The organism is Pseudomonas sp. GL_103, from assembly GCF_057835175.1.
In genome coordinates this window covers 901,041-925,172 of the sequence record NZ_CM174420.1, presented here as the reverse complement: position 1 = coordinate 925,172, position 24,132 = coordinate 901,041, and the positions used below count along the sequence as shown (strand labels likewise).

Sequence of the window (24,132 nt, the reverse complement as noted above, 5' to 3'; positions counted from 1 at the left end):
AAGGATCTCAAAAAGCCTTGTCGAAGGTAATCTTCGGTTCTTTCCACGACCCTTTGACGGTGTACTTCACACTGGCGAAACGGGCGACCCGGTCACCGATCAGCTTGTCGATCAGGAACAGCGCCCCGCCGACTGCGGGTGCACCGACGATCAGTGCGGCAATCGGCAGGTTATTGGTCACCGGCAAGGTCACCATCAGTTTCGCATCGATCTGATCGGCCACCATGTTCAGGGTACCGTCGAGTTCAATGGTGCTCGACGGGCCTGTCAGCTGGATCGGCTCACGGGTGACATACACACCATTCGTCCCGACCAGCAGCCCCTTGACCCGGTCATAACTCAGGCCTTTGCCGAACAGGTCGGAGAAGTCCAGGCGCAGGCGCCGGCCGATGGAGTTGAAGTTGAGTAAACCAAATACCCGCAGCGCCTGGGCACTGCCCTCAACCTCGACGAACTGGCCCTGATTAAGCGTTGCATCGAGCGAGCCGGAGAAACGTTTGGTCGCCACCCAGGCCGGCGAACCGGGCCAGCGGCCATCGACATCCATATAAAAGTTCTGGCTGGTGACGCTCGGCGCAAAACCCCAGCCCTTGAGCACATCGGCCACGTTCTTGCCACTGATACGGCCCTTGTACCAGCTGTTGCTGGCGCCAGGCACGCCTTCCCAACCACCGCTGCCCACCAACAGCATGCCCTTGAGGCCCAGGTCCAGCGAGTTGAACACCATGCCCTTGGGCGTCGGACGAATCTTCAGCGACCAGCCCCCCACCAGATCCTGCCCCTGGAATAGCTGATTGATGGTGATGTCCATCGCGGGGATTTTCGTCGGGTCCACCGACGCCAGCGGATCCGGCGAGTTTTCATCGGCCAGCACGGTCGGGTCCGGTGCGGGCAGGCGCACGGTTTGCAGATTGATCGCGATTGGCGTGTCCTTCGAATCGGGAAGGCTGGCACTGCCCTTGATCTGCTGGCTGTCGAGTTGCAGCGCCCAGGCGGAAGGCTTGCGCGCCAGCTGGATCGAAGCCTGATCGAGGGTGGTGCCGATACCGCTGAGCTTGCCCACTTTGAAATCCGCGCCGCTGAGCAGTTGCCTGGCGCTGCCGCCGGGGTCCTGTCCGGCGTATCTGTCCACCAGATCCTTCCACGGGCCAACGTCCAGCTCCGACAGCACGCCCCGTATCCGCAGGCCTTTGGCGCCCGGCAACACGGCCTCGCCGCCACCGAGGGACAATTCCCCGCGACCATCGGCGAAATTGCTGGCCGGCGCGGCGAACGTGAAGCTCGCCAGGTCCCCGTAGTTGACCCAATAGCGCCGCTCGTCGCCCTGCAAGGTCATGCGGAACGTCGTGTCGCGCCCAGCCTCGGTGGTCATGCCGAAAGGTGCGGGCAAATCGACGGCCACGCCCTTGAGGCTGGAATTGATCATCAACTGGCTGTCGGCGCCGTCCAGGGTCAGTTGCAGTTGATACGGGATCACGCCGCTCACTGGCAGGGGCTGGGTCACCTTCAGCCAGTCGGTCAGCTTCTTGACCTCGACCTGCCCTGACGCGGCCACCCGGGTATTGAGCCTGCCCGGGCTGCCATCGGCAAAAATCTGTGCGGTGACCGGCTTGTCGAACGCCCGGGCGCTGATGTTGTGCCCGCTCAGGCCTTTGCCGCTGTCGAAACGAAAGTCACCTTTGAGCTGGGACAGTTCCAGCGCAGGTTCGGCCAGTTTCAAGCGTGCCTTGGCGGTCTTGAAATCGACGAGGATCTTCGGCTCCTCGCCTTTTGCCAGGGGAATATCCAGCTTCACCTTGCCTTGCAGGTCCCCCTCGCCTTCCCAGCCGGCAAAGGTTGCCCCGGTGCCGATCGGTGCTTGCTGGAGGATTTTCAGGCCATCGCCCAAACCGCCGGCAAATCCGCCATCGAGGAACAAATGAACGTTCTGCCCGGCAGGCACATGGGGAATGTTGACGTAGATATCGTTGACCTGTGTGTCGAGCAACTGGCCCTTGCTGGCCAGAATCCGCACGCCGCTGTCTTCGACAAACACATCGCCGCTGACCTTGCTGACATGGGGCCAGCCCGGCTGGAAGGCCAGTTCGGCATCGTGAACCTTGAAGTACAGGCTGATGCTGCGATCGACGTCCGCGGCACCGTGGTTGAGCGACCCTTGATACTGGAAGAAGCCTTGATCCACCGCGCCCTTGAGAATCGCCGTGCGCAGCCATTCGTCCAGCGCCGGGCCGAGGACGGTCGGCAAGTACTTGGCGGTGTAGCGACCGTCACCGTCCACCAGGCCGACCCGCAGGTCCATGTAGTCTTCCTGGGTGTGATCGAAATGCAGGCGAATCAGGAAGTCGCCGGCGATCTTGCCTTCCTCGCCCAGCACTTTCAGATACGGCGCGATCAGGGTGAAACTTTCTTTATCGAGTTTCCAGGTCAGCCGCGCATTGGCCTGAATGTACTGCCATGGCTTGGCGAAAATCGGGTCCAGGTGCAGCATGAAATCCTTGCTGTCCATGCGCAGTTCGCCTTGCCCCAGGTCACCGCTGATGCTGCCGCTGACATTCCGCGCCGCCGGTGCACCGTGATAGGCGTCGAAGCCTACCTGGTCAAGGTTGGCGGCAAACCCGAACTTGCTGTCGTCGGTGGCATTGGGGCGGAAATCGACCAGCACGTTACGCAGCCCACCCGTGACCTTGAGCCGCTCGACGACCGTGGCAAAACCCTCGGGTAACGGCGCCAGGGCGTTGAGCAGCGGGGTCAGCGGCGTGAGATCAACCCGGTCGGCTTGCAGGTGCCAGAGTTCTTCGGTTTTATCAGTGGCGGCGTTTTGCGTGAGCTGCAGATGCGTTTCCCAGCGGGTCTCGCCGAAGTTCATCGCCAGGGAGTCCAGAGTCACTGACGCGCCTTCGGCACTGCGCTGGAAGTAACCATTGAGCGCCAGGTTATTGATCTGGATCGGCTTGCGTTCGGCGTAGGCACCCTTGAGTTGTGGCGCGTTCAAGCGCACTGCAGCGCTTTGCAAGGTGCCTTTGCCCCAGGTCACCCACAGCTCGCCGCCGGCCTTGATCTCGGAAAAATTCCACTGTTGGGTCAGGCGCTCAGGCAACCACTTCGACCAGTCGCTTTGCGGCAGGCTCAGGTAGACCTCGGCTTCTCCATCCTTCCATTCGCTGGCTCGAACACGGGTGCGCAGGCTCATGGCCACCGGTTGCCCGTCAGGCAGGGTCAGCCGTGCATCGAGCCGCTGCCGTGACGCCCCGACTTTCAGATTCAGGCCGACATAAGTCAGGGTCAGCGGCGACTCGCCAAACGGCTGCAAGGTCACCTGGCTGTCGAGCACCGACAGTTGCTGGATCATCTGCATGCGATTGAGCAGTTGTTCCGGATCGGCGGGCTGGTCCTGCTGCACCGGCAGACCTTCCAGCGCCCATTGACCGTCCTCAGCTTGCTTGAGGTTGATCTTCAGGCCGCTGAACTCCAGATGAGCGATGCGTACCTGGCGGGCCAACAAGCTGGCCCAAAGGTCCGGCACCGCACGCACCTGATCCAGGCGCAAGGAATTGGCACCCTCGCCGACCGTCACGTCGCGGGCCATCAATATGGGGGCGAATCCACTCCAGTTGCCTTCGAGTTCGCCGATCTGCAACGGCATGCCCAAGGCATCGCTGGCTTTGGTTTCGATGTCGGCACGGTACTCGGCGACTAACGGCGTCAGCTCCCGGCCAAGGCTGACGTAGAGCGCCATCAACACCAAAACCAACGCGCACAGGCCCAGACCCCAGCGGGTCAGTGCGGCCAAAATGCGTGTCAGACGATCCATGTCAGGTGGCTCCCATGGCAAAAGTTTTGCAAAAAGCTGAGGCCAGCCATTCTCGGACAATCAAAACGAAACGCTTCAGAGCAGCACCACGTCGTATTGTTCCTGGGAATACATGGTTTCGACCTGAAAGCGGATGGTACGCCCGATAAACCCTTCGAGCTCGGCGACGTTACCCGACTCTTCGTCGAGCAGGCGGTCCACCACTTTCTGGTTTGCCAATACACGATAGCCTTCCGCCTGATAGGCGCGAGCCTCGCGCAGGATTTCACGGAAGATTTCGTAGCAGACGGTTTCCGGGGTCTTGAGCTTGCCCCGTCCCTGACAGGCATTGCACGGCTCGCACAACACTTGTTCAAGGCTTTCGCGGGTGCGCTTGCGGGTCATCTGCACCAGGCCCAACTCGGTGATACCGATGATGTTGGTCTTGGCGTGATCGCGCTCCAGTTGCTTTTCGAGCGTGCGCAACACCTGGCGCTGGTGTTCTTCATCTTCCATGTCGATGAAGTCGATGATGATGATTCCGCCCAGGTTACGCAGGCGCAATTGACGGGCGATGGCCGTCGCGGCTTCGAGGTTGGTCTTGAAGATGGTTTCTTCGAGATTGCGATGGCCGACAAATGCCCCGGTGTTGACGTCGATGGTGCTCATGGCTTCCGCCGGATCGACCACCAGGTAACCGCCGGACTTGAGCGGGACCTTGCGCTCGAGGGCCTTCTGGATTTCGTCTTCGACGCCATACAGGTCGAAAATCGGCCGCTCGCCCGGGTAATGCTCCAGGCGGTCGGCAATCTCGGGCATCAGTTCGGCGACGAATTGCGTGGTTTTCTGGAAGGTTTCCCGGGAGTCGATGCGGATCTTCTCGATTTTCGGGCTCACCAGGTCACGCAGGGTGCGCAGCGCCAGACCGAGGTCTTCGTAGATCACGCTAGGCGCACTGATGGTTTTGATCTGGGCGTTGATCTGGTCCCAGAGCCGGCGCAGGTAACGGATGTCCATGAGGATTTCATCGGCGCCGGCACCTTCGGCTGCCGTGCGCAGGATGAAACCGCCGGCCTCCTTGATCCCTTCCTTGGCCACGCAATCAGTGACCACCTGCTTGAGGCGTTCGCGCTCGGCTTCGTCTTCGATCTTCAGGGAAATGCCGACGTGAGCGGTGCGCGGCATGTACACCAGGTAACGCGAAGGAATCGAAAGCTGGGTGGTCAGGCGTGCGCCCTTGGAACCGATCGGGTCCTTGGTCACTTGCACTACCAGGCTCTGGCCTTCGTGCACCAGTGCACTGATGCTCTCGACCGCCGGGCCTTCGCGCAGGGAAATTTCCGACGCATGAATGAACGCGGCACGGTCCAGGCCGATATCGACGAATGCCGCCTGCATTCCCGGCAATACCCGCACGACTTTGCCTTTATAGATGTTGCCGACGATCCCGCGCTTTTGCGTACGCTCGACGTGGACCTCTTGCAGGACACCGTTTTCGACCACCGCCACGCGCGACTCCATCGGCGTGATGTTGATCAGAATCTCTTCACTCATGGCAGGGTCTCGTTCAGGCATGTTCACGATAATGGCCGCATCTGTTCAGAACGTTGCTTGGTATGCGTTCCGGGGTTGCCAACAGGGTATGCCGAAATGGCCGAGCAGTTCCGCGGTTTCGCAAAGCGGCAGTCCGACCACCGCTGAATAACTTCCATCGAGCCCGGCGACAAACACCGCACCCAGTCCTTGAATGCCATAACCGCCCGCCTTGTCCTGTGGTTCGCCGCTGGCCCAGTAGGTCACGGCTTCTTCACGACTGATATCCCGAAAACGCACGCGACTGGTGACAACCCGGGACTCACAACGTTCGCCATCGAGCACGGCAATCGCGGTCAGGACTTCATGCTCACACCCTGACAGCATCATCAGCATGGCGCACGCATCCGCTTGATCAACCGGTTTGCCGAGAATTTTTCCATCGAGCACCACGGCGGTATCGGCACCGAGCACGCAGAACGGTTCGTCAGACACGACGCCGCCGCGCCCGGCCTCGGCCTTGCCGCGCGCCAGGCGCTCGACGTAGGCCGACGGGGACTCTTGAGCTAAAGGAGTTTCATCGATTTCCGCACTGACGGCGCAGAACGGAACGCCGATCTGCGTGAGCAGTTCACGTCGACGCGGCGAACCAGAGGCGAGGTACAACCGTTTCATCAAGACCTCTCCCTGTCCAATGCCTGAGCGAATTAATTGATTTTGTAGCGCCGACGCAGTCCGCGCAAACCGAAACTGATCCAGGGCCAGAGCAATGCGCTGACCAGTGCCGGCAGCACCAGCGCCAGCGTCGGCTGACGATTGCCGGTCAAGGCACTGAGCCACAGCTGTACAAGCTGGGCGAGGCCGAAGATCACCAGGATCACCAGGCTCTGCTGCCACATCGGGAACATCCGCAGGCGTTGCTGCAGCGCCAGCACCAGATAGGTGATGAGCGTCAGGATCAAGGCATTCTGACCCAGCAAGGTACCGTAGAGCACGTCTTCAGCCAGCCCCAGGCAAAACGCCGTCACCATCCCGACGGTCTGCGGCAGGTTCAACGCCCAGAATGCCAGCAACAAGGCCAGCCACAGCGGGCGCAGGATTTCCATGAATTGCGGCAGAGGCGAAACACTCAGCAGCAGGCCGACGGCGAACGTCAGCCAGACTATCCAGCCGTTTCGGGATGCTTTCACACCGCCCATTATTCTCTCCCCACTGGAGTGGCCGGCGCGGACACTGGCGGTTTGGCGGCAGGCTTCGCGGCAGCGGGTTGCGCCGTCGGCGGTTTAGCCGCCGCAGGATGCGAGGCCGCAGGCTTGGCTGGCGTGGTGGCTGGCTTGGCTGGCGCAGTGGCCGCAGGCGCCGCCGTGGCAGGAATCGCCGGTGCGGCAGCCGGTGCAGCGGGGACCGCGGGGCTGACCAGTTTCGGAACCGTTGCCGGAATGATCGGCCCACCACCCTGTGCATCCAGGCTTTCCTGGGCCTGGGCGGCAGCGTTGACCCGCTCTTCGGCAGTCCGGTTGTCGCTGAACACCAGCAGCAGGTAACGGCTACGGTTCAAGGCGGCGGTCGGAATGGCACGGACAATGGCAAACGGCTGGCCGGAATCGTGAATCACTTCCTTGACCGTCGCCACCGGATAACCGGCCGGGAAACGCTGACCGAGCCCGGAGCTGACCAGCAAGTCGCCTTCCTTGATGTCGGCGGTATCGGCCACATGCCGCAACTCGAGACGCTCCGGGTTGCCGGTGCCGCTGGCAATCGCCCGCAAACCGTTACGGTTCACCTGCACCGGAATGCTGTGGGTGGTATCGGTCAACAGCAAGACGCGGGAGGTGTAGGGCATCAACTCGACCACCTGGCCCATCAGGCCACGGGCATCGAGTACCGGCTGACCGAGGACCACGCCGTCGCGTTCACCTTTATTGATGATGATGCGATGGGTGAAGGGGTTGGGGTCCATGCCGATCAACTCGGCCACTTCGACCTTCTCGTTGACCAGGGCCGACGAGTTGAGCAACTCGCGCAGCCGAACGTTCTGCTCGGTCAGGGCGGCAAGCTTCTGCATGCGCCCCTGCAACAGCAGGTTCTCGGTCTTGAGTTTTTCGTTTTCGGCGACGAGTTCGGTCCGGCTGCCAAACTGACTGGCAACGCCTTCCCACAGTCGTCCAGGCAGGTCGGTGATCCAGTAGGCGTCCATCAGCACCAGCGACATCTGGCTGCGTGCAGGCTTGAGCAGACTGAAGCGGGCATCGACCACCATCAGCGCGACCGATAGCACGACCAGCACCAACAGGCGCACGCCCAGTGAAGGGCCCTTGGTGAAAAGCGGTTTAATAAGCCGCTCCTCCCAGGCAAATGTTCTGTTTTTTCATACGGCGGCAATCCGGCCTGGATGCAGACTGACAGAAGATAAACGCGAACAGGCAGCACTGCAAAGTGCCGCCTGCGCGCTCAACAGCATAGAGGCAATCCGGCGACTTATTCGCTGGAAAGCAAATCCATGGTGTGTTTATCCATCATTTCCAATGCACGGCCACCGCCGCGAGCAACGCAGGTCAGCGGGTCTTCGGCAACGATCACCGGCAGACCGGTTTCCTGGGCCAGCAATTTGTCCAGGTCACGCAGCAAGGCGCCACCACCGGTCAGTACCAGGCCACGCTCGGCGATGTCGGAAGCCAGTTCCGGCGGCGATTGCTCCAGGGCGCTTTTCACGGCCTGAACGATGGTTGCCAGGGACTCTTGCAGAGCTTCCAGCACTTCGTTGGAGTTCAGGGTGAATGCGCGTGGAACGCCTTCGGCCAGGTTACGGCCGCGAACGTCGACTTCGCGAACTTCGCCGCCCGGGTAGGCGGTACCGATTTCCTGCTTGATGCGCTCGGCGGTGGATTCACCGATCAGGCTGCCGTAGTTGCGACGCACGTAGGTGATGATCGCTTCGTCGAAGCGGTCGCCGCCCACACGTACGGATTCGGCGTAAACCACACCGTTCAGGGAGATCAGCGCGATTTCAGTGGTACCGCCACCGATATCCACGACCATCGAACCGCGAGCTTCTTCTACCGGCAGGCCGGCACCGATCGCAGCAGCCATTGGCTCTTCGATCAGGAACACTTCACGGGCACCGGCACCGAGGGCCGATTCACGAATGGCACGACGCTCAACCTGGGTGGATTTGCACGGAACGCAGATCAACACGCGAGGGCTAGGCTGCAGGAAGCTGTTTTCGTGAACCTTGTTGATGAAGTACTGCAGCATTTTTTCGCAAACGCTGAAGTCGGCGATCACGCCGTCCTTCATCGGACGAATGGCAGCAATGTTGCCCGGCGTACGGCCCAGCATACGCTTGGCTTCGGTGCCGACAGCAACGACACTTTTCTGGTTACCGTGTGTCCGAATGGCCACAACGGAGGGCTCATTCAGGACGATACCGCGCTCGCGCACGTAAATAAGGGTGTTGGCAGTGCCCAGGTCAATGGAAAGATCGCTGGAAAACATGCCACGCAGTTTCTTGAACATGGGAAAGGGACCCTAGGCAACGCGTGGGTAAAAAAGTGCGGCAAACTCTAACAACGACAGGGATTTTGGGCAAGGCGCCAATATGTTAAATTGGCCGCTTTTCTGTGCACCAAGCCCCACAATCGCGGCCTTATGACCGTAGAAGTGCGGTAGTGTTCCGACAATCTAACACACGGACGCCGTCCGTTTTGTTTTCCACTGGAGAATCCCAATGGCGCTTGAACGCTCCGACGTGGAAAAAATCGCTCATCTGGCCTGCCTTGGCCTCAATGATGCCGATCTTCCACACATCACTTCGGCCCTCAACAGCATTCTCGGGCTGGTCGACGAAATGCAGGCGGTCAATACCGACGGTATCGAACCGCTGGCCCACCCACTGGAAGCCAGCCAGCGCCTGCGCGCGGACGTCGTGACCGAGACCAATCACCGCGAGGCCTACCAGTCCATCGCACCAGCGGTCGAAAACGGCCTGTACCTGGTTCCGAAAGTCATCGACTAATAGGGAAAGAGCCTGCAATGCATCAATTGACTCTGGCCGAGATCGCCCGCGGACTCGCCGATAAAAAGTTTTCCTCCGAAGAGCTGACCAAGGTCCTGCTGGCGCGCATCGCCCAGCTCGATCCGCAGCTCAACAGTTTCATCAGCCTCACCGAAGACCTGGCGCTGACGCAGGCGAAAGCCGCTGACGCCCGCCGGGCCAATGGTGAGAGCGGCGCCCTGCTCGGCGCGCCGATCGCCCACAAAGACCTGTTCTGCACCCAGGGCATTCGCACCAGCTGCGGCTCGAAGATGCTCGACAACTTCAAGGCACCGTACGACGCCACTGTCGTCGCCAAGCTGACCGCTGCCGGGGCCGTGACCCTGGGCAAGACCAACATGGACGAATTCGCCATGGGGTCGGCCAACGAGTCGAGCTACTACGGACCGGTGAAAAACCCGTGGAACCTGGAATACGTTCCGGGTGGTTCGTCCGGCGGCTCCGCTGCGGCGGTTGCCGCTCGTCTGTTGCCGGCAGCCACCGGCACCGACACTGGCGGTTCGATCCGTCAGCCCGCGGCCTTGACCAACCTCACCGGCCTGAAACCGACGTACGGTCGCGTTTCGCGCTGGGGCATGATTGCCTACGCGTCCAGCCTCGACCAGGGCGGCCCGATGGCACGCACCGCCGAAGACTGCGCGATTTTGTTGCAAGGTATGGCCGGCTTCGATCCGAACGATTCCACCAGCATCGATGAACCCGTGCCGGACTACAGCGCCAGCCTCAACGGCTCGCTGCAAGGCCTGCGCATCGGCGTACCTAAAGAGTATTTCAGCGCCGGTCTCGACCCACGCATCGCCGACCTGGTCATGGCCAGCGTTGAAGAGCTGAAAAAGCTCGGCGCCGTGATCAAGGAAATCAGCCTGCCGAACATGCAGCACGCAATTCCTGCGTACTACGTGATCGCCCCGGCGGAAGCTTCGTCCAACCTGTCGCGTTTTGACGGCGTGCGCTTCGGCTATCGCTGCGAAGATCCGAAAAACCTCGAAGACCTGTACAAACGTTCCCGTGGCGAAGGCTTCGGCCCGGAAGTACAGCGCCGGATCATGGTCGGTGCCTACGCGCTGTCCGCCGGTTACTACGATGCCTATTACCTGAAGGCGCAGAAGATTCGTCGCTTGATCAAGAACGACTTCATGGCGGCCTTCAATGAGGTCGACATCATCCTCGGCCCAACCACGCCGAACCCGGCCTGGAAACTTGGCGCCAAGAACAGCGACCCGGTCGCTGCGTACCTGGAAGACGTCTACACCATCACCGCCAACCTCGCCGGCCTGCCAGGCCTGTCGATGCCGGCCGGTTTTGTCGACGGTCTGCCGGTCGGCGTGCAACTGCTCGCCCCGTATTTCCAGGAAGGCCGCTTGCTCAACGTTGCGCACCAGTACCAGTTGAACACTGACTGGCACACCCGCACCCCAACCGGCTTCTGAGGAGACACACATGCAATGGGAAGTCGTGATCGGGCTGGAGATTCACACCCAGCTCACCACCCGGTCGAAAATCTTTTCCGGTAGTTCCACCACCTTCGGTTCCGAGCCGAACACCCAGGCCAGCCTGGTAGACCTGGGCATGCCCGGCGTGCTGCCGGTGCTGAACCAGGAAGCGGTGCGCATGGCGGTGATGTTCGGTCTGGCGATTGACGCCGAGATCGGCCAGCACAACGTGTTCGCCCGTAAAAACTACTTCTACCCGGACCTGCCCAAGGGCTACCAGATCAGCCAGATGGAATTGCCGATCGTCGGCAAGGGCCACCTGGACATCGCCATGGAAGACGGCACGATCAAGCGTGTCGGCGTGACCCGCGCGCACCTGGAAGAAGACGCCGGCAAAAGCCTGCACGAAGAGTTCAGCGGCGCCAGCGGCATCGACCTGAACCGTGCCGGCACACCGCTGCTGGAAATCGTTTCCGAACCGGACATGCGCAGCGCCAAGGAAGCCGTGGCCTACGTCAAGACTATCCACGCGCTGGTGCGTTACCTCGGCATCTGCGACGGCAACATGGCCGAAGGCTCGCTGCGTTGCGACTGCAACGTGTCGATCCGTCCAAAGGGCCAGGTTGAATTCGGTACACGCTGCGAGATCAAGAACGTCAACTCGTTCCGCTTCATCGAGAAGGCAATCAACAGCGAAGTACGTCGCCAGATCGAGCTGATCGAAGACGGCGGCAAGGTGATCCAGCAGACCCGTCTGTACGATCCGAACAAGGACGAAACCCGTCCGATGCGCAGTAAAGAGGAAGCCAACGACTACCGTTACTTCCCCGATCCGGACCTGCTGCCGGTGGTCATCGAGAACTCGTTCCTCGACGACGTGCGCGCCACCTTGCCGGAATTGCCACCGCAGAAGCGCGAGCGCTTCCAGGAGCAGTTCGGCCTGTCGGTCTACGACGCCAGCGTGCTGGCCACCAGCCGCGAGCAAGCCGATTACTTCGAGAAAGTCGCGAGCATCGGCGGCGACGCCAAACTGGCGGCGAACTGGGTGATGGTCGAGTTGGGCAGCCTGCTCAACAAGCAAGGCCTGGACATCGAAGAGTCGCCGGTTTCCGCCGAGCTTCTGGGTGGCATGCTGCTGCGTATCAAGGACAACACCATCTCCGGCAAGATCGCCAAGGTGGTGTTCGAAGCGATGGCCAACGGCGAAGGCAGCGCGGACGAAATCATCGACAAGCGCGGCCTCAAGCAAGTGACCGACACCGGCGCCATCTCGGCGGTGCTGGACGAAATGCTCGCGGCCAACGCCGAGCAGGTCGAACAATACCGCGCGGCAGACGAAGCCAAGCGCGGCAAGATGTTTGGCTTCTTCGTCGGTCAGGCCATGAAAGCCTCCAAAGGCAAGGCCAACCCGCAACAGGTCAACGAACTGCTCAAAAGCAAGCTCGAAGGCTGATGAGGATGGAGCCAGCTCTGAAATCTGGCTCCATTCCCTGTGGGAGCGAGCCTGCTCGCGATAGCGGTCCGGCACTCAACGATGAGTTGACTGTCAGAACGCTATCGCGAGCAGGCTCGCTCCCACAATTGTTTCGGGAAAACCTTGAATGAAACGTCTATTCGGCGCCTGCGCCCTCCTCTCGCTCCTGGCCGGTTGCGCCAGCACCGACACCGTCGATCCGCATGGCTACGACAAAACCGGCGTGGCTTCGTACTACGGCGCCAAACACCAAGGCAAACGCACCGCCAACGGCGAGCGTTTCAACATGAATTCCATGACCGCCGCCCATCGCCAGCTACCCTTTGGTACACGGGTGAAGGTCACCAATCTGAATAACGACAAATCCTGCGTGGTACGCATCAATGATCGCGGGCCCCACACCCGTGGCCGCCTGATCGACCTGTCCAAGGAAGCCGCCGAGCGCCTGGGCATGCTGCGCAGCGGCACCGCGCGGGTTCGCGTGCAAGCCCTCGACGACTGACCGATGGAGCCCCGACCATTTTCGGACTAGCCGACTTACCCCTGATCAGCGTGATCGAATTGCTCAGCGGATTGCTTCTGCTGATTGTCGGCGCCGAATTGATGGTACGCGCCGCCGTACGCATCGCCGCGCGGTTGCACGTACGACCACTGATCATCGGCCTGACCATCGTCGCCCTCGGCAGCAGCGCACCGCAGATGGCAGTCAGCTTGCAAGCGACCCTGGCGCACAATGCCGACATCGCTGTGGGCAGTGTGATCGGTAGCAGTATTTTCAACATCCTCGTCACCCTCGGGTTGTCCGCGCTGATCATTCCGCTGCGGGTTTCCCGGCAACTGGTGCGCCTGGATATTCCGTTGATGATCGGCGCCAGCCTGTTGGTGTTCGTACTCGCCTGGAATGAAGAACTGACCCGTGCCGACGGCGTGATATTGCTTGCGGCTCTGGCGATTTACCTGGGCTTGTTGCTGCGCCAGTCACGGCATTCGGCACGCCCGGTATCGAGCCATGACCATCATGCGCAAGCGCCATGGCTGAGCAGCCTGCTGATGATCGTCGCCGGGCTGGCGATGCTGGTATACGCCGGGCACTTGCTGCTGGGCGCGGCAGTTGCCGTCGCCACCGATCTTGGGTTATCGGAGCGGATCATCGGCCTGACCATCGTCGCCGTCAGCACCTCACTGCCTGAACTCGCCACTTCGTTGATCGCGGCCCAGCGCGGCGAGCGCGATATTGCCGTGGGCAACGTGATTGGCAGCAACCTGTTCAACCTCCTGGGTGTGCTCGGTCTTACCGCGCTGGTGGCGCCGTCGCCGCTGTCGGTGTCGCCCAACGCCCTGGATTTCGACCTGCCGGTGATGCTCGGCGTCGCGGCGCTGTGCCTGCCGCTGTTCTACACCGGCTACCGGGTGACCCGCGCCGAAGGCCTGTTGTTTCTGGGTTTGTACCTGGCGTATGGGTTGCACGTGGTGTCGTTCACCACCGGCATGCCACTGGCCGGCAAACTGGAACACTTGATGCTGTTTTTCGTCCTGCCGGCGCTGGTGGCGTTCTTGCTGTTCACGTCGCTACGCGCCTGGCATCGCCAACACCATAAGAAGGAAGTCCCATGACCGAGAATAAAAAACCCGGCGTTGAAGTCCGCCGCCAAGTGATGGGCGACGCCTTCGTCGACCGCGCACTGGGCAATGCCACCGAGTTCACCCAGCCGCTGCAGGATTTCGTCAATGAACACGCCTGGGGCGGTGTGTGGAATCGCGAAGGCCTGCCGCTGAAAACCCGCAGCCTGATCACCCTTGCAGCCCTGACTGCACTCAAGTGCCCGCAGGAGTTGAAGGGTCACGTGCGCGGTGCGCTGAACAACGGCTGCACTGTGGATGAGATTCGCGAGGCGCTGCTGCATTGCGCGGTGTATGCCGGTGTGCCGGCGGCGATTGATGCGTTTCGGGCGGCGCAAGAAGTGATCGACAGTTACCAGAAGCCGGAATAGTTTTACTGCTTTTAAAAGATCGCAGCCTGCGGCAGCTCCTACATTGGAATGCGTTCTCCTGTAGGAGCTGCCGCAGGCTGCGATCTTTTGACCGTGCCTTTAAATCCACCCACCCCACTGCAAAAAGAAGATCCCGACGTTGGTGGTGACTGCCGCCATCAGCGTGGTGATCACGATAATCGCCGCCGCCAACTCGTGATTGCCATCCGCCGCCCGGGCCATGACGAAACTGGCAGCGGCGGTCGGGCTGCCGAAGTACAGGAACAGAATCCCCAGTTCCGCGCCACGAAAGCCCCACAGCCATGCTCCCAGCGTCGCCAGTACCGGCAAGCCGATCATCTTCACCAGGCTTGAACTCAGCGCCATGTTGCCGCTTTTGCGCAGTGCCGCCAGCGACAGCGTGCCGCCGATGCAGATCAGCGCCAGCGGCAGCGTGGTTTGCGCCAGGTACTGGCCGGAAGTTTCCAGCCAGCCCGGCAAGCCGATCTTGAAATAGGCGAACGGGGCGGCCGCGATCACGCTGATGATCAGCGGATTGCTGAACACGCTTTTGCAGATGCTCCACGGATCGGACTTGATCACCGGGCTGTACACCGCCAACACGATGGTCGAGAGGGTGTTGTAGAACAGGATCACCAGCGCCGCGAGGATCGCCCCGAGGGAAATCCCGTAGTCGCCGTACATGCTTGCCGCCAGCGCCAGGCCGATGACCCCGTTGTTACCGCGAAAGGCGCCCTGGGTGTAGATCCCCCTGTCTTCCCGCGGGCACTTCCAGATCGCCCAGCCCCAGGCGATGGCAAAACACGCCAGGGTCGCGAGGGAGAAGTAGATCAGCAGCGCCGGCTGCAACGCCGCATGCAGGTCGGCATGCAAGATGCCCAGAAACAGCAGCGCCGGCATGGTGACATTGAACACCAGGGCCGACGCCGTGTGGATGAAGTTGTCGTTGATCCAGTCGATGCGCTTGAGCAGCACCCCGAGAAACAGCATGGCAAACACCGGCGCGGTGATGTTCAGGGTTTCGAGGAAAATTGCCAGCATGCCGGGAGGACCTTGGGGTGGGCGTCGTTAGGGGGCTAATGATAAGCCACTGAAGACTTCGGCGCCTGCTAGATCGCCTTCGCGAGCAAGCCCGCTCCCACATTTGATCAGTGTCGAACACAAAATTTGTGCGCGACGACAATCCAGTGTGGGAGCGGGCTTGCTCGCGAAGCAGGCGACTCGGTCTTAAGTAATCGGCGCCGGGTTGAACAGGGTGATGTCGTTGTGCAGCTTGTGCTGCTCGGCCCACGTCTGTTTCTTGCCACTGGCCACGTCCAGATAGTAGTGGAACAACTCCCAGCCGAGATCTTCGATGGACGCGCGTCCAGTAGCGATTCGACCGGCATCGATGTCGATCAGGTCCGGCCAGCGTTGCGCCAGTTCGGTCCGGGTCGAGACCTTCACCACCGGCGCCATGGCCAGCCCGTAAGGCGTGCCGCGACCGGTGGTGAACACGTGCAGGTTCATCCCCGCCGCCAACTGCAAGGTCCCGCAGACAAAGTCACTGGCCGGGGTCGCACAGAAGATCAGGCCTTTGCGCTTGAAACGCTCGCCAGGGCCAAGCACGCCGTTGATCGCGCTGCTGCCGGACTTGACGATCGAACCCAGGGATTTCTCGACAATGTTCGACAAACCGCCCTTCTTGTTGCCCGGCGTGGTGTTGGCACTGCGATCCGCCTCGCCCTTGGCCAGGTAGCGGTCGTACCAGTCCATTTCCCGCACCAGTTCCTGGGCAACGTCCTGGTTTTCCGCACGGGAGGTCAGCAGGTAAATGGCATCGCGCACTTCGGTGACTTCGGAAAACATCACCGTCGCACCGGCCCGCAGCAGCAGGTCCGAGGCATAACCCAGCGCCGGGTTAGCGGTGATGCCGGAAAACGCATCACTGCCGCCGCATTGCATGCCGAGAATCAGCTCGGACGCCGGCACGGTTTCCCGACGACGTTGATCGAGCTTCTTCAAGCGTGTCTCGGCCAGCTCCATGATCTGTTCGATCATTTCGGTGAAGCCGTGACTGGAATCCTGCAAGCGGTACAGCCATGGCTCGCTCAAATCCACCGAGCTGTCGTTGTCGTGCATCACCTGCCCAGCCTGCAATTTCTCGCAGCCCAGGCTGATCACCAAGGCTTCGCCACCCAGGTTCGGGTTGCGTGCCAGGTTGCGCACGGTGCGGATCGGGATGTACGCGTCGGTGGCGGTGATGGCCACGCCACAGCCGTAGCTGTGGGTCAGCGCCACCACGTCATCGACGTGCGGGTACTTGGGCAGCAACTCGTCCTTGATGCGCTTGACCGCATGATCCAGCACCCCGGTCACGCACTGCACGGTGGTAGTGATGCCGAGAATGTTGCGCGTGCCGACGGTGCCGTCGGCGTTGCGATAACCCTCGAAGGTGAAACCTTCCAGCGGTGCCTGCGCGGCCGGCACATCGGTGGACAGCGGCAGGCTGTCCAGCGGTGGCGCGGTCGGCATGCGCAGTTGATCTTCCTTGACCCAACTGCCGCGGGGAATCGGCTGCAAGGCATAGCCAATGACCTGGCCGTAACGAATCACCTGGCCACCCTCTGGAACATCTTCCAGGGTGACCTTGTGGCTCTGTGGCACGAAGTCCACGGTAACCAGGCCGTCCGCAAACTCGGTGCCGGCCGGTACACCCTGATCATTGACCACGATCACTACGTTATCCCGCTCGTGCAGGCGGATGTAGCGCGGCGAGTCGGAATGTTCAATCAACTGCATGACGCCGCTCCTCAGGAATGCGCTTGAGACAATTTGCCAGGGGCTTCGGAACCGTTCGCTGGTGGCTCCTTGAGCACCACTCGCTTGATCGGGCCCACGATCACCAGATAACTGAACACCGCGACCAATGCGTTGCAACCGACGAATACCAGCGCCCATTTGAATGAACCAGTGGAGCTGATGATGTAGCCGATGACGATCGGGGTGGTGATCGACGCAATGTTACCGAAGGTGTTGAACAGGCCACCGCTCAGACCGGCGATCTGCTTCGGCGAGGTGTCGGACACCACGGCCCAGCCCAGTGCACCCACGCCTTTGCCGAAGAACGCCAGGGCCATGAAGCCGACGACCATCCATTCTACGTCGACGTAGTTGCACGCCACGATGCTGCTGGAAACCAGCAGGCCAGCAATGATCGGCGCCTTGCGGGCGAAGGTCAGGGAATGGCCTTTGCGCAGCAGGTAATCGGAAATCACCCCGCCGAGCACACCACCGATGAAGCCGCAGATCGCCGGCAAGGACGCGATGAAACCGGCCTTGAGGATGGTCATGCCGCGTTCCTGCACCAGATACACCGGGAACCAGGTCAGGAAGAAGTAAGTGATGCCGTTGATGCAGTACTGGCCCAGGTACACGCCGAGCATCATGCGATTGGTCAGCAACTGACGGATGTAGTCCCACTTCGGACCGTCGGTCTTCTTGCCTTTGCCCTTGTCCTGGTCCATGTCGACCATGCCGCCGTTGTCGGCGATGTGCTTGAACTCGGCGTCATTGATCATCGGGTGCTGACGCGGGCTGTAGATCACTTTCAGCCAGATCCCGGAGAAGATGATGCCGATCACGCCCATGACGATGAACACGTGCTGCCAGCCGAAGCTGTAGACGATCCAGCCCATCAACGGTGCGAACAACACAGTGGCAAAGTATTGCGCCGAGTTGAAGATCGCCGAGGCGGTGCCGCGTTCAGCGGTCGGGAACCAGGCCGCCACGATGCGCGCGTTGCCGGGGAAGGATGGCGCTTCGGCCAGGCCCACCAAAAAGCGCAGCATGAACAGCGCAACCACAGCGGTGGACATGCCGAACTCGCCGACATAACCCTGCAGCACGGTGAACAGCGACCAGGTAAAGATGCTCAACGCGTAGATTTTTTTCGAGCCGAATCGGTCCAGCAGCCAGCCACCGGGTATTTGCCCGGCAACGTAGGCCCAACCGAATGCGGAGAAGATATAACCGAGGGTGACCGCGTCAATGCCGAGGTCTTTTTGCAGGCTGGAGCCGGCGATTGCGATGGTAGCGCGGTCGGCGTAGTTGATCGTGGTCACCAGAAACAGCATGAGCAGGATCAAATAGCGGACGTGAGTCGGCTTCTGGGTCGATTGCATGTATATGTACTCCCACTGATTATTTTTATGCGCGGGTGAATCTTTGGTTTCTCCCTGTAGGAGCTGCCGAGTGAAACGAGGCTGCGATCTTTTGATCTTTAAAAGCAAAGATCGCAGCCTTCGGCAGCTCCTACAGGTGTATTGCGTTTACGATCAGATGTAGGCAGTTTTTACGACCGTGTAAAACTCTTGCGCATAGCGACCTTGCTCACGTGATCCATAGGATGAACCTTTACGCCCACCGAACGGAACGTGGTAATCCACACCGGCGGTCGGCAGGTTGACCATCACCATCCCGGCCTGGGAATGGCGCTTGAAGTGGTTGGCGTACTTCAACGAAGTGGTAGCAATGCCCGCCGACAGACCGAACTCGGTGTCGTTGGCCATGGCCAGCGCAGCTTCGTAATCGGCGACGCGGACGATGTTGGCCACCGGCCCGAAAATCTCTTCCTGGCTGATGCGCATCGAAGCTTCGCTGTCGGCAAACAGGGTTGGCGCGAGGAAGTAGCCCTCGGTGTCGCACGTCACCAGACCACCGCCGCTGACCAGACGCGCACCTTCGGACTGGCCGATGTCGATGTACTTCATGTCCTGCTCAAGTTGCGCTTGCGAGACCACCGGACCGATATCGGTGCCTGCCTTCAATGCATGGCCGACCTTGATCGACTTCATACGCTCGGCCATGGCTTCGATGAACTGGTCGTGGATGCCAGCGGTGACGATAAAGCGGCTGGAAGCAGTGCAACGCTGGCCAGTGGAATAGAACGCGCTCTGTACCGACAGCTCGACCGCTTGCTTGAGGTCGGCGTCGTCAAGAATGATCTGCGGGTTCTTGCCGCCCATTTCCAGCTGGACCTTGGCCTGGCGCGACACGCAGCTGACGGCGATCTGACGACCGACGCCCACGGAACCTGTGAAGCTGATGCCGTCGACTTTCGGGCTGTGGACCAACGCATCGCCCACCACACGACCGCTGCCCATCACCAGGTTGAACACACCGGCCGGGAAGCCTGCGCGGGAGATGATTTCGGCCAGGGCCCAGGCGCAACCTGGAACCAGGTCAGCAGGCTTGAGCACGACGCAGTTGCCGTAGGCCAGGGCCGGGGCGATTTTCCACGCCGGAATGGCGATCGGGAAGTTCCACGGGGTGATCAGACCGACCACGCCCAGGGCTTCACGAGTGACTTCAACGTTGACGCCCGGACGCACCGACGGCAGGTAGTCGCCGGACAGGCGCAGGCACTCGCCGGCGAAGAACTTGAAGATGTTGCCGGCGCGGGTCACTTCGCCGATGGCTTCAGGCAGGGTCTTGCCCTCTTCCCGGGCCAGCAGGGTACCGAGCTCTTCGCGACGGGCGAGGATTTCAGTACCGACTTTGTCCAGGGAATCGTGACGCGCCTGAATGCCGGAAGTGGACCAGGCCGGGAACGCGGCACGGGCGGCGTCGATGGCGGCGTGGACCTGGGCCAGATCTGCCTTGGCGTAGTCGCCGATGGCGTCGCTCAGTTCGGACGGGTTGATGTTGGTCGAATAGTCGCCACCGGCAACCCATTCGCCGTTGATGTAGTTATCAAAACGCTTTGCATCTGCCACTTTGAGATCTCCTCACGCAAAAGGCCGCTGATTGCTCAGCGGCCTTACTTAAACGGATGTGTTACTGCGCACCCTGCTTGTCGATCAGCGCGGCGAGCATTTCGTACTCTTCGCCGGTCAGATCGGTCAGCGGTGCACGCACAGGACCTGCGTCGTAGCCGGCGATTTTTGCCCCGGCCTTGACGATGCTCACGGCATAACCGGCCTTGCGGTTACGGATGTCCAGGTACGGCAGGAAGAAGTCGTCGATGATCTTGCCGACGGTGGCGTGATCTTCACGAGCGATCGCGTGGTAGAAGTCCATCGCGGTTTTCGGGATGAAGTTGAACACCGCCGAGGAGTAGACCGGCACGCCCAGCGCCTTGTAGGCCGCGGCGTAGACTTCGGCGGTCGGCAAGCCACCCAGGTAGCTGAAGCGATCACCGAGGCGGCGACGGATCGACACCATCAACTCGATATCACCCAGGCCATCCTTGTAGCCGATCAGGTTCGGGCAGCGCTCGGCCAGACGTTCCAGCAGCGGTGCGGTCAGTCGGCAGACGTTACGGTTGTAGACCACCACGCCGATGTTGACCGACTTGCACACGGCTTCAACGTGGGCGGCAACGCCGTCCTGGCTGGCTTCGGTCAGGTAGTGCGGCAGCAGCAACAGGCCCTTGGCGCCCAGACGCTCGGCTTCCTGTGCGTATTCGATGGCCTGGCGGGTCGAACCGCCCACGCCGGCCAGGATTGGCACGCTGGTGGCGCAAGTGTCGACGGCAGTCTTGATGATTTCCGAATATTCGCTGGCCGCCAGAGAGAAGAACTCACCGGTGCCGCCTGCGGCGAACAGAGCCGAGGCGCCGTATGGGGCCAGCCATTCCAGACGCTTGATGTAGCCAGCGCGGTTGAAGTCGCCCTGTGCATTGAAATCGGTAACCGGGAAAGACAGCAGACCGGAAGAGAGGATGGACTTCAGTTCTTGTGGATTCATTATTCGAACACCCTGGATTGCGACGTTGTGTGAAAAACCGTTCAGCTCGCGCTGAAGTTGTAGGTCATCGTACAACTTAAAATACAACCGTCAACTGCATTTCATCGCTGCGAGGAAAAATTGTTCGACAAGAAATACGTCGAGTCCGGGTTCTAGAGGGTTTCTACGGAGGAGAACAGGAATGATCACACCTCGAAAAACAGGCGCTCAAGAGATACGTTGTCGGAAGATTAAAGCAAGGGATAAGTAAAAGAGAGGCTGACTGAAGGTTTTGTGGGATGGCTTACGGCCTCTTCGCGAGCAAGCCCGCTCCCACATTTGAATTTCTGCGAACTCACTATTTGTGAACGACGCAGATCAAATGTGGGAGCGGGCTTGCTCGCGAAGGCAATCTGTCAGCCAATACAGGATTGGAATCAGAACACTCAGCCCCGCTGCGCCTCAGCCTCTTCATGGGCATGACGCAACCGCTCACGGCTGTTGGTCAGATGCAAACGCATGGCGGCCCGCGCCGCATCGGAATCCTGACGGGCGATGGCGTCGTAGATTTCTTCGTGCTCACGGCTCAGGCGACCCATGTAGTGCTGCTGGTCGTCATGGGCCAGGCGTGCAGAGTTCAGCCGTGTACGTGGAATGATGCTGGTGCCCAGGTGGGTCATGATGTCGGTGAAATAGCGGTTGCCGGTGGACAGCGCGATTTCGAGGTGGAAGGCGAAGTCCGAAGCCACGGCGTCACTGGCATGAGCGGCACTTTCATTCAACGCATCGAGGGCGGCGCGCATGTTGGCCAGTTGTTCCGGACTGCGACGTTGCGCCGCCAGCCCGGCGGACTCCACTTCCAGGCTGATGCGCAGTTCCAGGATCGCCAGCACATCTCGCAAGGTCACCACGGTCGCCGGGTCTATACGGAAACCGCTCGGGCTCGGCGTGTCGAGCACGAAGGTGCCGATACCGTGGCGGGTTTCCACTTGCCCTGCCGCCTGCAAACGGGAAATCGCCTCGCGCACCACCGTGCGGCTGACACCATGGGCATCCATGATGGCCGACTCGGTGGGCAATTTGTCGCCACGCTTGAGATGACCGTCGCGGATCTGCTCGGACAGCACCGTCACCAGTTCCTGAGCGAGGCTGCGGCGCTTGCGTGGGAGGCGTGGTGCGTCGTTCGGGTTTTCCATGGTGAACATCTGTCTCGAAAAATTCGGCGGCTTAAAGCGCATCATAGCGCAACGCGGTTGTACGATCACCGTCAAGATGAGCACTGCCCCCTGTGGGAGCGGGCTTGCTCGCGAAGGCGGTGTGTCAGACATCTTCAATATCGAATGTCAGACCGCTTTCGTCGGAACGCCGCCCGGAGCAAGCCCGCTCCCACAAGGGTATTTGAGGTGTTTATGCAGTCACGGCCTGGTCCACCAGATGGCCATTCTCGATACGAATGTGCCGCGGGTGGAAGCGCTTCAGGCTGCTGCGATGTCCGACGCTGACGATACTCAGCCCCGGCAACTCATCGATCAGCGCCTGATACAACGTGGCCTCGTCCTCTTCGTCCATCGCCGAGGTGGCTTCGTCCATATACAGCCATTGCGGTGCATAAAGCAGCGCACGGGCGAAGGCCAGGCGCTGCTGCTCACCCGGCGACAACATGCGCTGCCAGTGGTTGGCTTCGTCGAGACGGGCAATCAGGTGCGGCAAGCGGCAGGTTTCCAGCACCTGCGCGTAGCGCTCGTTCGGATAGGTATCGCCGGGCTGTGGATAACTGAGGACATCACGCAGGGTGCCAATCGGCAAATACGGTTTTTGCGGCAGGAACAGGTAGCGCGCCGATGGCAGGCGAATACTGCCGTGGCCGGTCGGCCACAGATGTCCCATCGCCCGCAACAGGGTCGACTTGCCGCTGCCGGAACGACCGCTGAGCATCACACGCTCGCCCTCCTCCACGGTCATGTCGGCGTTGGTCAGCAGGTGGCGACCTTCAGCCAGGTCGAGGCCGAGGTTGTGCACCTTCAGCACCGAGCCCGAATTCTGTACGTCGATGGCCGGCGCACGCTCTTCGTTGTCACGCATGGCCTGGTGGAAGCTCAACAGACGATCGCAGGTGGCGCGCCAGGAAGCGAGGCTCTGGTACGCACTGATAAACCAGCTGAAACTTTCCTGCACATTGCCGAACGCCGAGCTGATTTGCATCAGCTCGCCCAGTTCGATCTTGCCGGAAAGGTAACGCGGCGCGGCAACCATGAACGGGAAGATGATGGCGGCCTGACTGTAACCGGCGGTGAAGAACGTCAGGCGCTTGGACACTTTCATGATGTCCCAGAAGTTATGCCAGACCATCCCGAAGCGGCTGCTCAACCGACGATTCTCGTTCGGTTCGCCGTTGTACAACGCGATGCTTTCGGCATTCTCGCGAATTCGCACCATGGAGAAACGCAGGTCGGCTTCGAAGCGTTGCTGCTGGTTGTTCAGGCCGATCAGGCGACGACCGATCAAATGCGTCAACCAGCTGCCGACCACCGCGTAGACCAGCACGCACCAGAACATGTAGCCGGGAATGGTGATGCCGAATACTTCAATGCTGCCCGATACACCCCACAGAATGATCGAGAACGACACCAGGCTGACGATATTGCGCAGCAGCCCGATACCCAATTCAAGGGTGTTGGAGGTGAAGTTATTGAGGTCTTCGGAAATCCGCTGGTCCGGGTTATCGGTGTAACCGCCCTGCTCCAGCTGGTAGTAATTCTTGTCGGCGAGCCAGCGTGCAAAGTGCTTTTCAGTGAGCCATGCCCGCCAGCGGATCGTCAGCATCTGCGTCAGATACAGCCGATACACCGCGCCGACAATCGCCACCGCCGCAATCGCGCAGAAGTACAGGATCAGTTGCCAGAACGCTGCCTCGTCCTTCTTTTGCAGGGCGTTGTAGAAGTCCTTGTACCAGGTGTTGAACCACACCGAGATCCCCACGCTGATCAGCGACAGCGCAATCACCGCGATCAACAGTGTCCAGGCCTTGACCTTCTCTTCACTGCGCCAGTAAGGCGTGATCATCGCCCACACTTTGCGAAAAAACTGCCCGCGCACGGCGTCGTTGACCGCGGAATACTCAGCGTTCTGATTCATGGATAAGGCTCGAT

19 protein-coding genes are annotated in these 24,132 nt (G+C 60.7%); 6 read left to right on the top strand and 13 right to left on the bottom strand.

Translation table 11 applies throughout. The features are described 5' to 3' along the window. Positions 1-7: 7 nt before the first annotated feature. The 6 genes from AC3IP0_RS04080 to mreB all read right to left on the bottom strand — a co-directional run bounded on the left by AC3IP0_RS04080 (position 8) and on the right by mreB (position 8,839). Entirely contained in the window at positions 8-3,811 is a 3,804-nt protein-coding gene (locus AC3IP0_RS04080) for a YhdP family protein (RefSeq protein WP_489318353.1), read from the bottom strand. Positions 3,812-3,886: 75 nt separating this feature from the next. Then, positions 3,887-5,344: a ribonuclease G gene (gene rng, locus AC3IP0_RS04075; protein ID WP_008018726.1), complete on the bottom strand. Its 1,458-nt coding sequence runs from the start codon at positions 5,342-5,344 to the stop codon at positions 3,887-3,889. 45 nt (positions 5,345-5,389) lie between these two features. Continuing rightward, positions 5,390-5,998, bottom strand: coding sequence for a Maf family protein (locus AC3IP0_RS04070; RefSeq protein ID WP_489326699.1), 609 nt, complete (start codon positions 5,996-5,998; stop codon positions 5,390-5,392). Between the two features lie 32 nt (positions 5,999-6,030). Then, positions 6,031-6,522, bottom strand: a complete 492-nt coding sequence (mreD, locus tag AC3IP0_RS04065; protein WP_007970244.1) for a rod shape-determining protein MreD — start codon at positions 6,520-6,522, stop codon at positions 6,031-6,033. After that, positions 6,522-7,658, bottom strand: a complete 1,137-nt coding sequence (gene mreC / locus AC3IP0_RS04060) for a rod shape-determining protein MreC (protein ID WP_489319717.1) — start codon at positions 7,656-7,658, stop codon at positions 6,522-6,524. The genes mreD and mreC overlap by 1 nt, the downstream gene beginning before the upstream one ends. Before the next feature lie 143 nt (positions 7,659-7,801). Further along, positions 7,802-8,839: a rod shape-determining protein MreB gene (gene mreB / locus AC3IP0_RS04055; protein ID WP_002555108.1), complete on the bottom strand. Its 1,038-nt coding sequence runs from the start codon at positions 8,837-8,839 to the stop codon at positions 7,802-7,804. A gap of 211 nt (positions 8,840-9,050) precedes the next feature. Here mreB and gatC point away from each other — a divergent pair, with 211 nt between their 5' ends. The 6 genes from gatC to AC3IP0_RS04025 all read left to right on the top strand — a co-directional run bounded on the left by gatC (position 9,051) and on the right by AC3IP0_RS04025 (position 14,275). Then, positions 9,051-9,338 (top strand): Asp-tRNA(Asn)/Glu-tRNA(Gln) amidotransferase subunit GatC, encoded by a 288-nt coding sequence (gene gatC, locus AC3IP0_RS04050; protein WP_007901429.1) that lies wholly within the window; start codon positions 9,051-9,053, stop codon positions 9,336-9,338. 17 nt (positions 9,339-9,355) lie between these two features. Then, positions 9,356-10,807, top strand: a complete 1,452-nt coding sequence (gatA, locus tag AC3IP0_RS04045; RefSeq protein WP_489318351.1) for an Asp-tRNA(Asn)/Glu-tRNA(Gln) amidotransferase subunit GatA — start codon at positions 9,356-9,358, stop codon at positions 10,805-10,807. A 10-nt stretch (positions 10,808-10,817) separates the two neighbouring features. Beyond that, a complete protein-coding gene (gene gatB / locus AC3IP0_RS04040) occupies positions 10,818-12,263 on the top strand; it encodes an Asp-tRNA(Asn)/Glu-tRNA(Gln) amidotransferase subunit GatB (RefSeq protein WP_489318350.1) in 1,446 nt (481 codons plus the stop codon). A 148-nt stretch (positions 12,264-12,411) separates the two neighbouring features. After that, positions 12,412-12,786 carry a septal ring lytic transglycosylase RlpA family protein gene (locus AC3IP0_RS04035; RefSeq protein ID WP_095944250.1) on the top strand — a complete coding sequence of 125 codons (375 nt, stop codon included), beginning with the start codon at positions 12,412-12,414 and terminating at the stop codon, positions 12,784-12,786. A gap of 50 nt (positions 12,787-12,836) precedes the next feature. Next, a complete protein-coding gene (locus tag AC3IP0_RS04030) occupies positions 12,837-13,898 on the top strand; it encodes a calcium/sodium antiporter (protein WP_489318349.1) in 1,062 nt (353 codons plus the stop codon). Beyond that, the gene (locus AC3IP0_RS04025; RefSeq protein ID WP_046040018.1) at positions 13,895-14,275 is read left to right on the top strand and encodes a carboxymuconolactone decarboxylase family protein; all 381 of its coding nucleotides are present in this window, start codon (positions 13,895-13,897) and stop codon (positions 14,273-14,275) included. Before AC3IP0_RS04030 ends, AC3IP0_RS04025 begins: the two co-directional genes overlap by 4 nt. A 99-nt stretch (positions 14,276-14,374) precedes the next feature. Here the strand turns inward: AC3IP0_RS04025 and AC3IP0_RS04020 are convergent, their stop codons facing one another. The 7 genes from AC3IP0_RS04020 to AC3IP0_RS03990 form a co-directional block, all read right to left on the bottom strand. Further along, positions 14,375-15,316, bottom strand: coding sequence for an AEC family transporter (locus AC3IP0_RS04020; protein ID WP_489318347.1), 942 nt, complete (start codon positions 15,314-15,316; stop codon positions 14,375-14,377). A 186-nt stretch (positions 15,317-15,502) separates the two neighbouring features. Then, complete coding sequence (garD, locus tag AC3IP0_RS04015; protein ID WP_489318346.1) at positions 15,503-17,056, bottom strand: galactarate dehydratase; 1,554 nt, start codon at positions 17,054-17,056, stop codon at positions 15,503-15,505. Between the two features lie 11 nt (positions 17,057-17,067). After that, positions 17,068-18,546: an MFS transporter gene (locus AC3IP0_RS04010; protein ID WP_489326697.1), complete on the bottom strand. Its 1,479-nt coding sequence runs from the start codon at positions 18,544-18,546 to the stop codon at positions 17,068-17,070. Between the two features lie 45 nt (positions 18,547-18,591). Further along, positions 18,592-20,031 (bottom strand): aldehyde dehydrogenase family protein, encoded by a 1,440-nt coding sequence (locus AC3IP0_RS04005; protein WP_489318344.1) that lies wholly within the window; start codon positions 20,029-20,031, stop codon positions 18,592-18,594. Positions 20,032-20,092: 61 nt separating this feature from the next. Continuing rightward, a complete protein-coding gene (gene kdgD, locus AC3IP0_RS04000; RefSeq protein ID WP_007976489.1) occupies positions 20,093-21,004 on the bottom strand; it encodes a 5-dehydro-4-deoxyglucarate dehydratase in 912 nt (303 codons plus the stop codon). Positions 21,005-21,429: 425 nt separating this feature from the next. Next, positions 21,430-22,179, bottom strand: coding sequence for a FadR/GntR family transcriptional regulator (locus AC3IP0_RS03995; RefSeq protein ID WP_223467498.1), 750 nt, complete (start codon positions 22,177-22,179; stop codon positions 21,430-21,432). A gap of 211 nt (positions 22,180-22,390) precedes the next feature. Then, a complete protein-coding gene (locus tag AC3IP0_RS03990; protein WP_489318341.1) occupies positions 22,391-24,118 on the bottom strand; it encodes an ABC transporter ATP-binding protein/permease in 1,728 nt (575 codons plus the stop codon). Positions 24,119-24,132 lie beyond the last annotated feature (14 nt).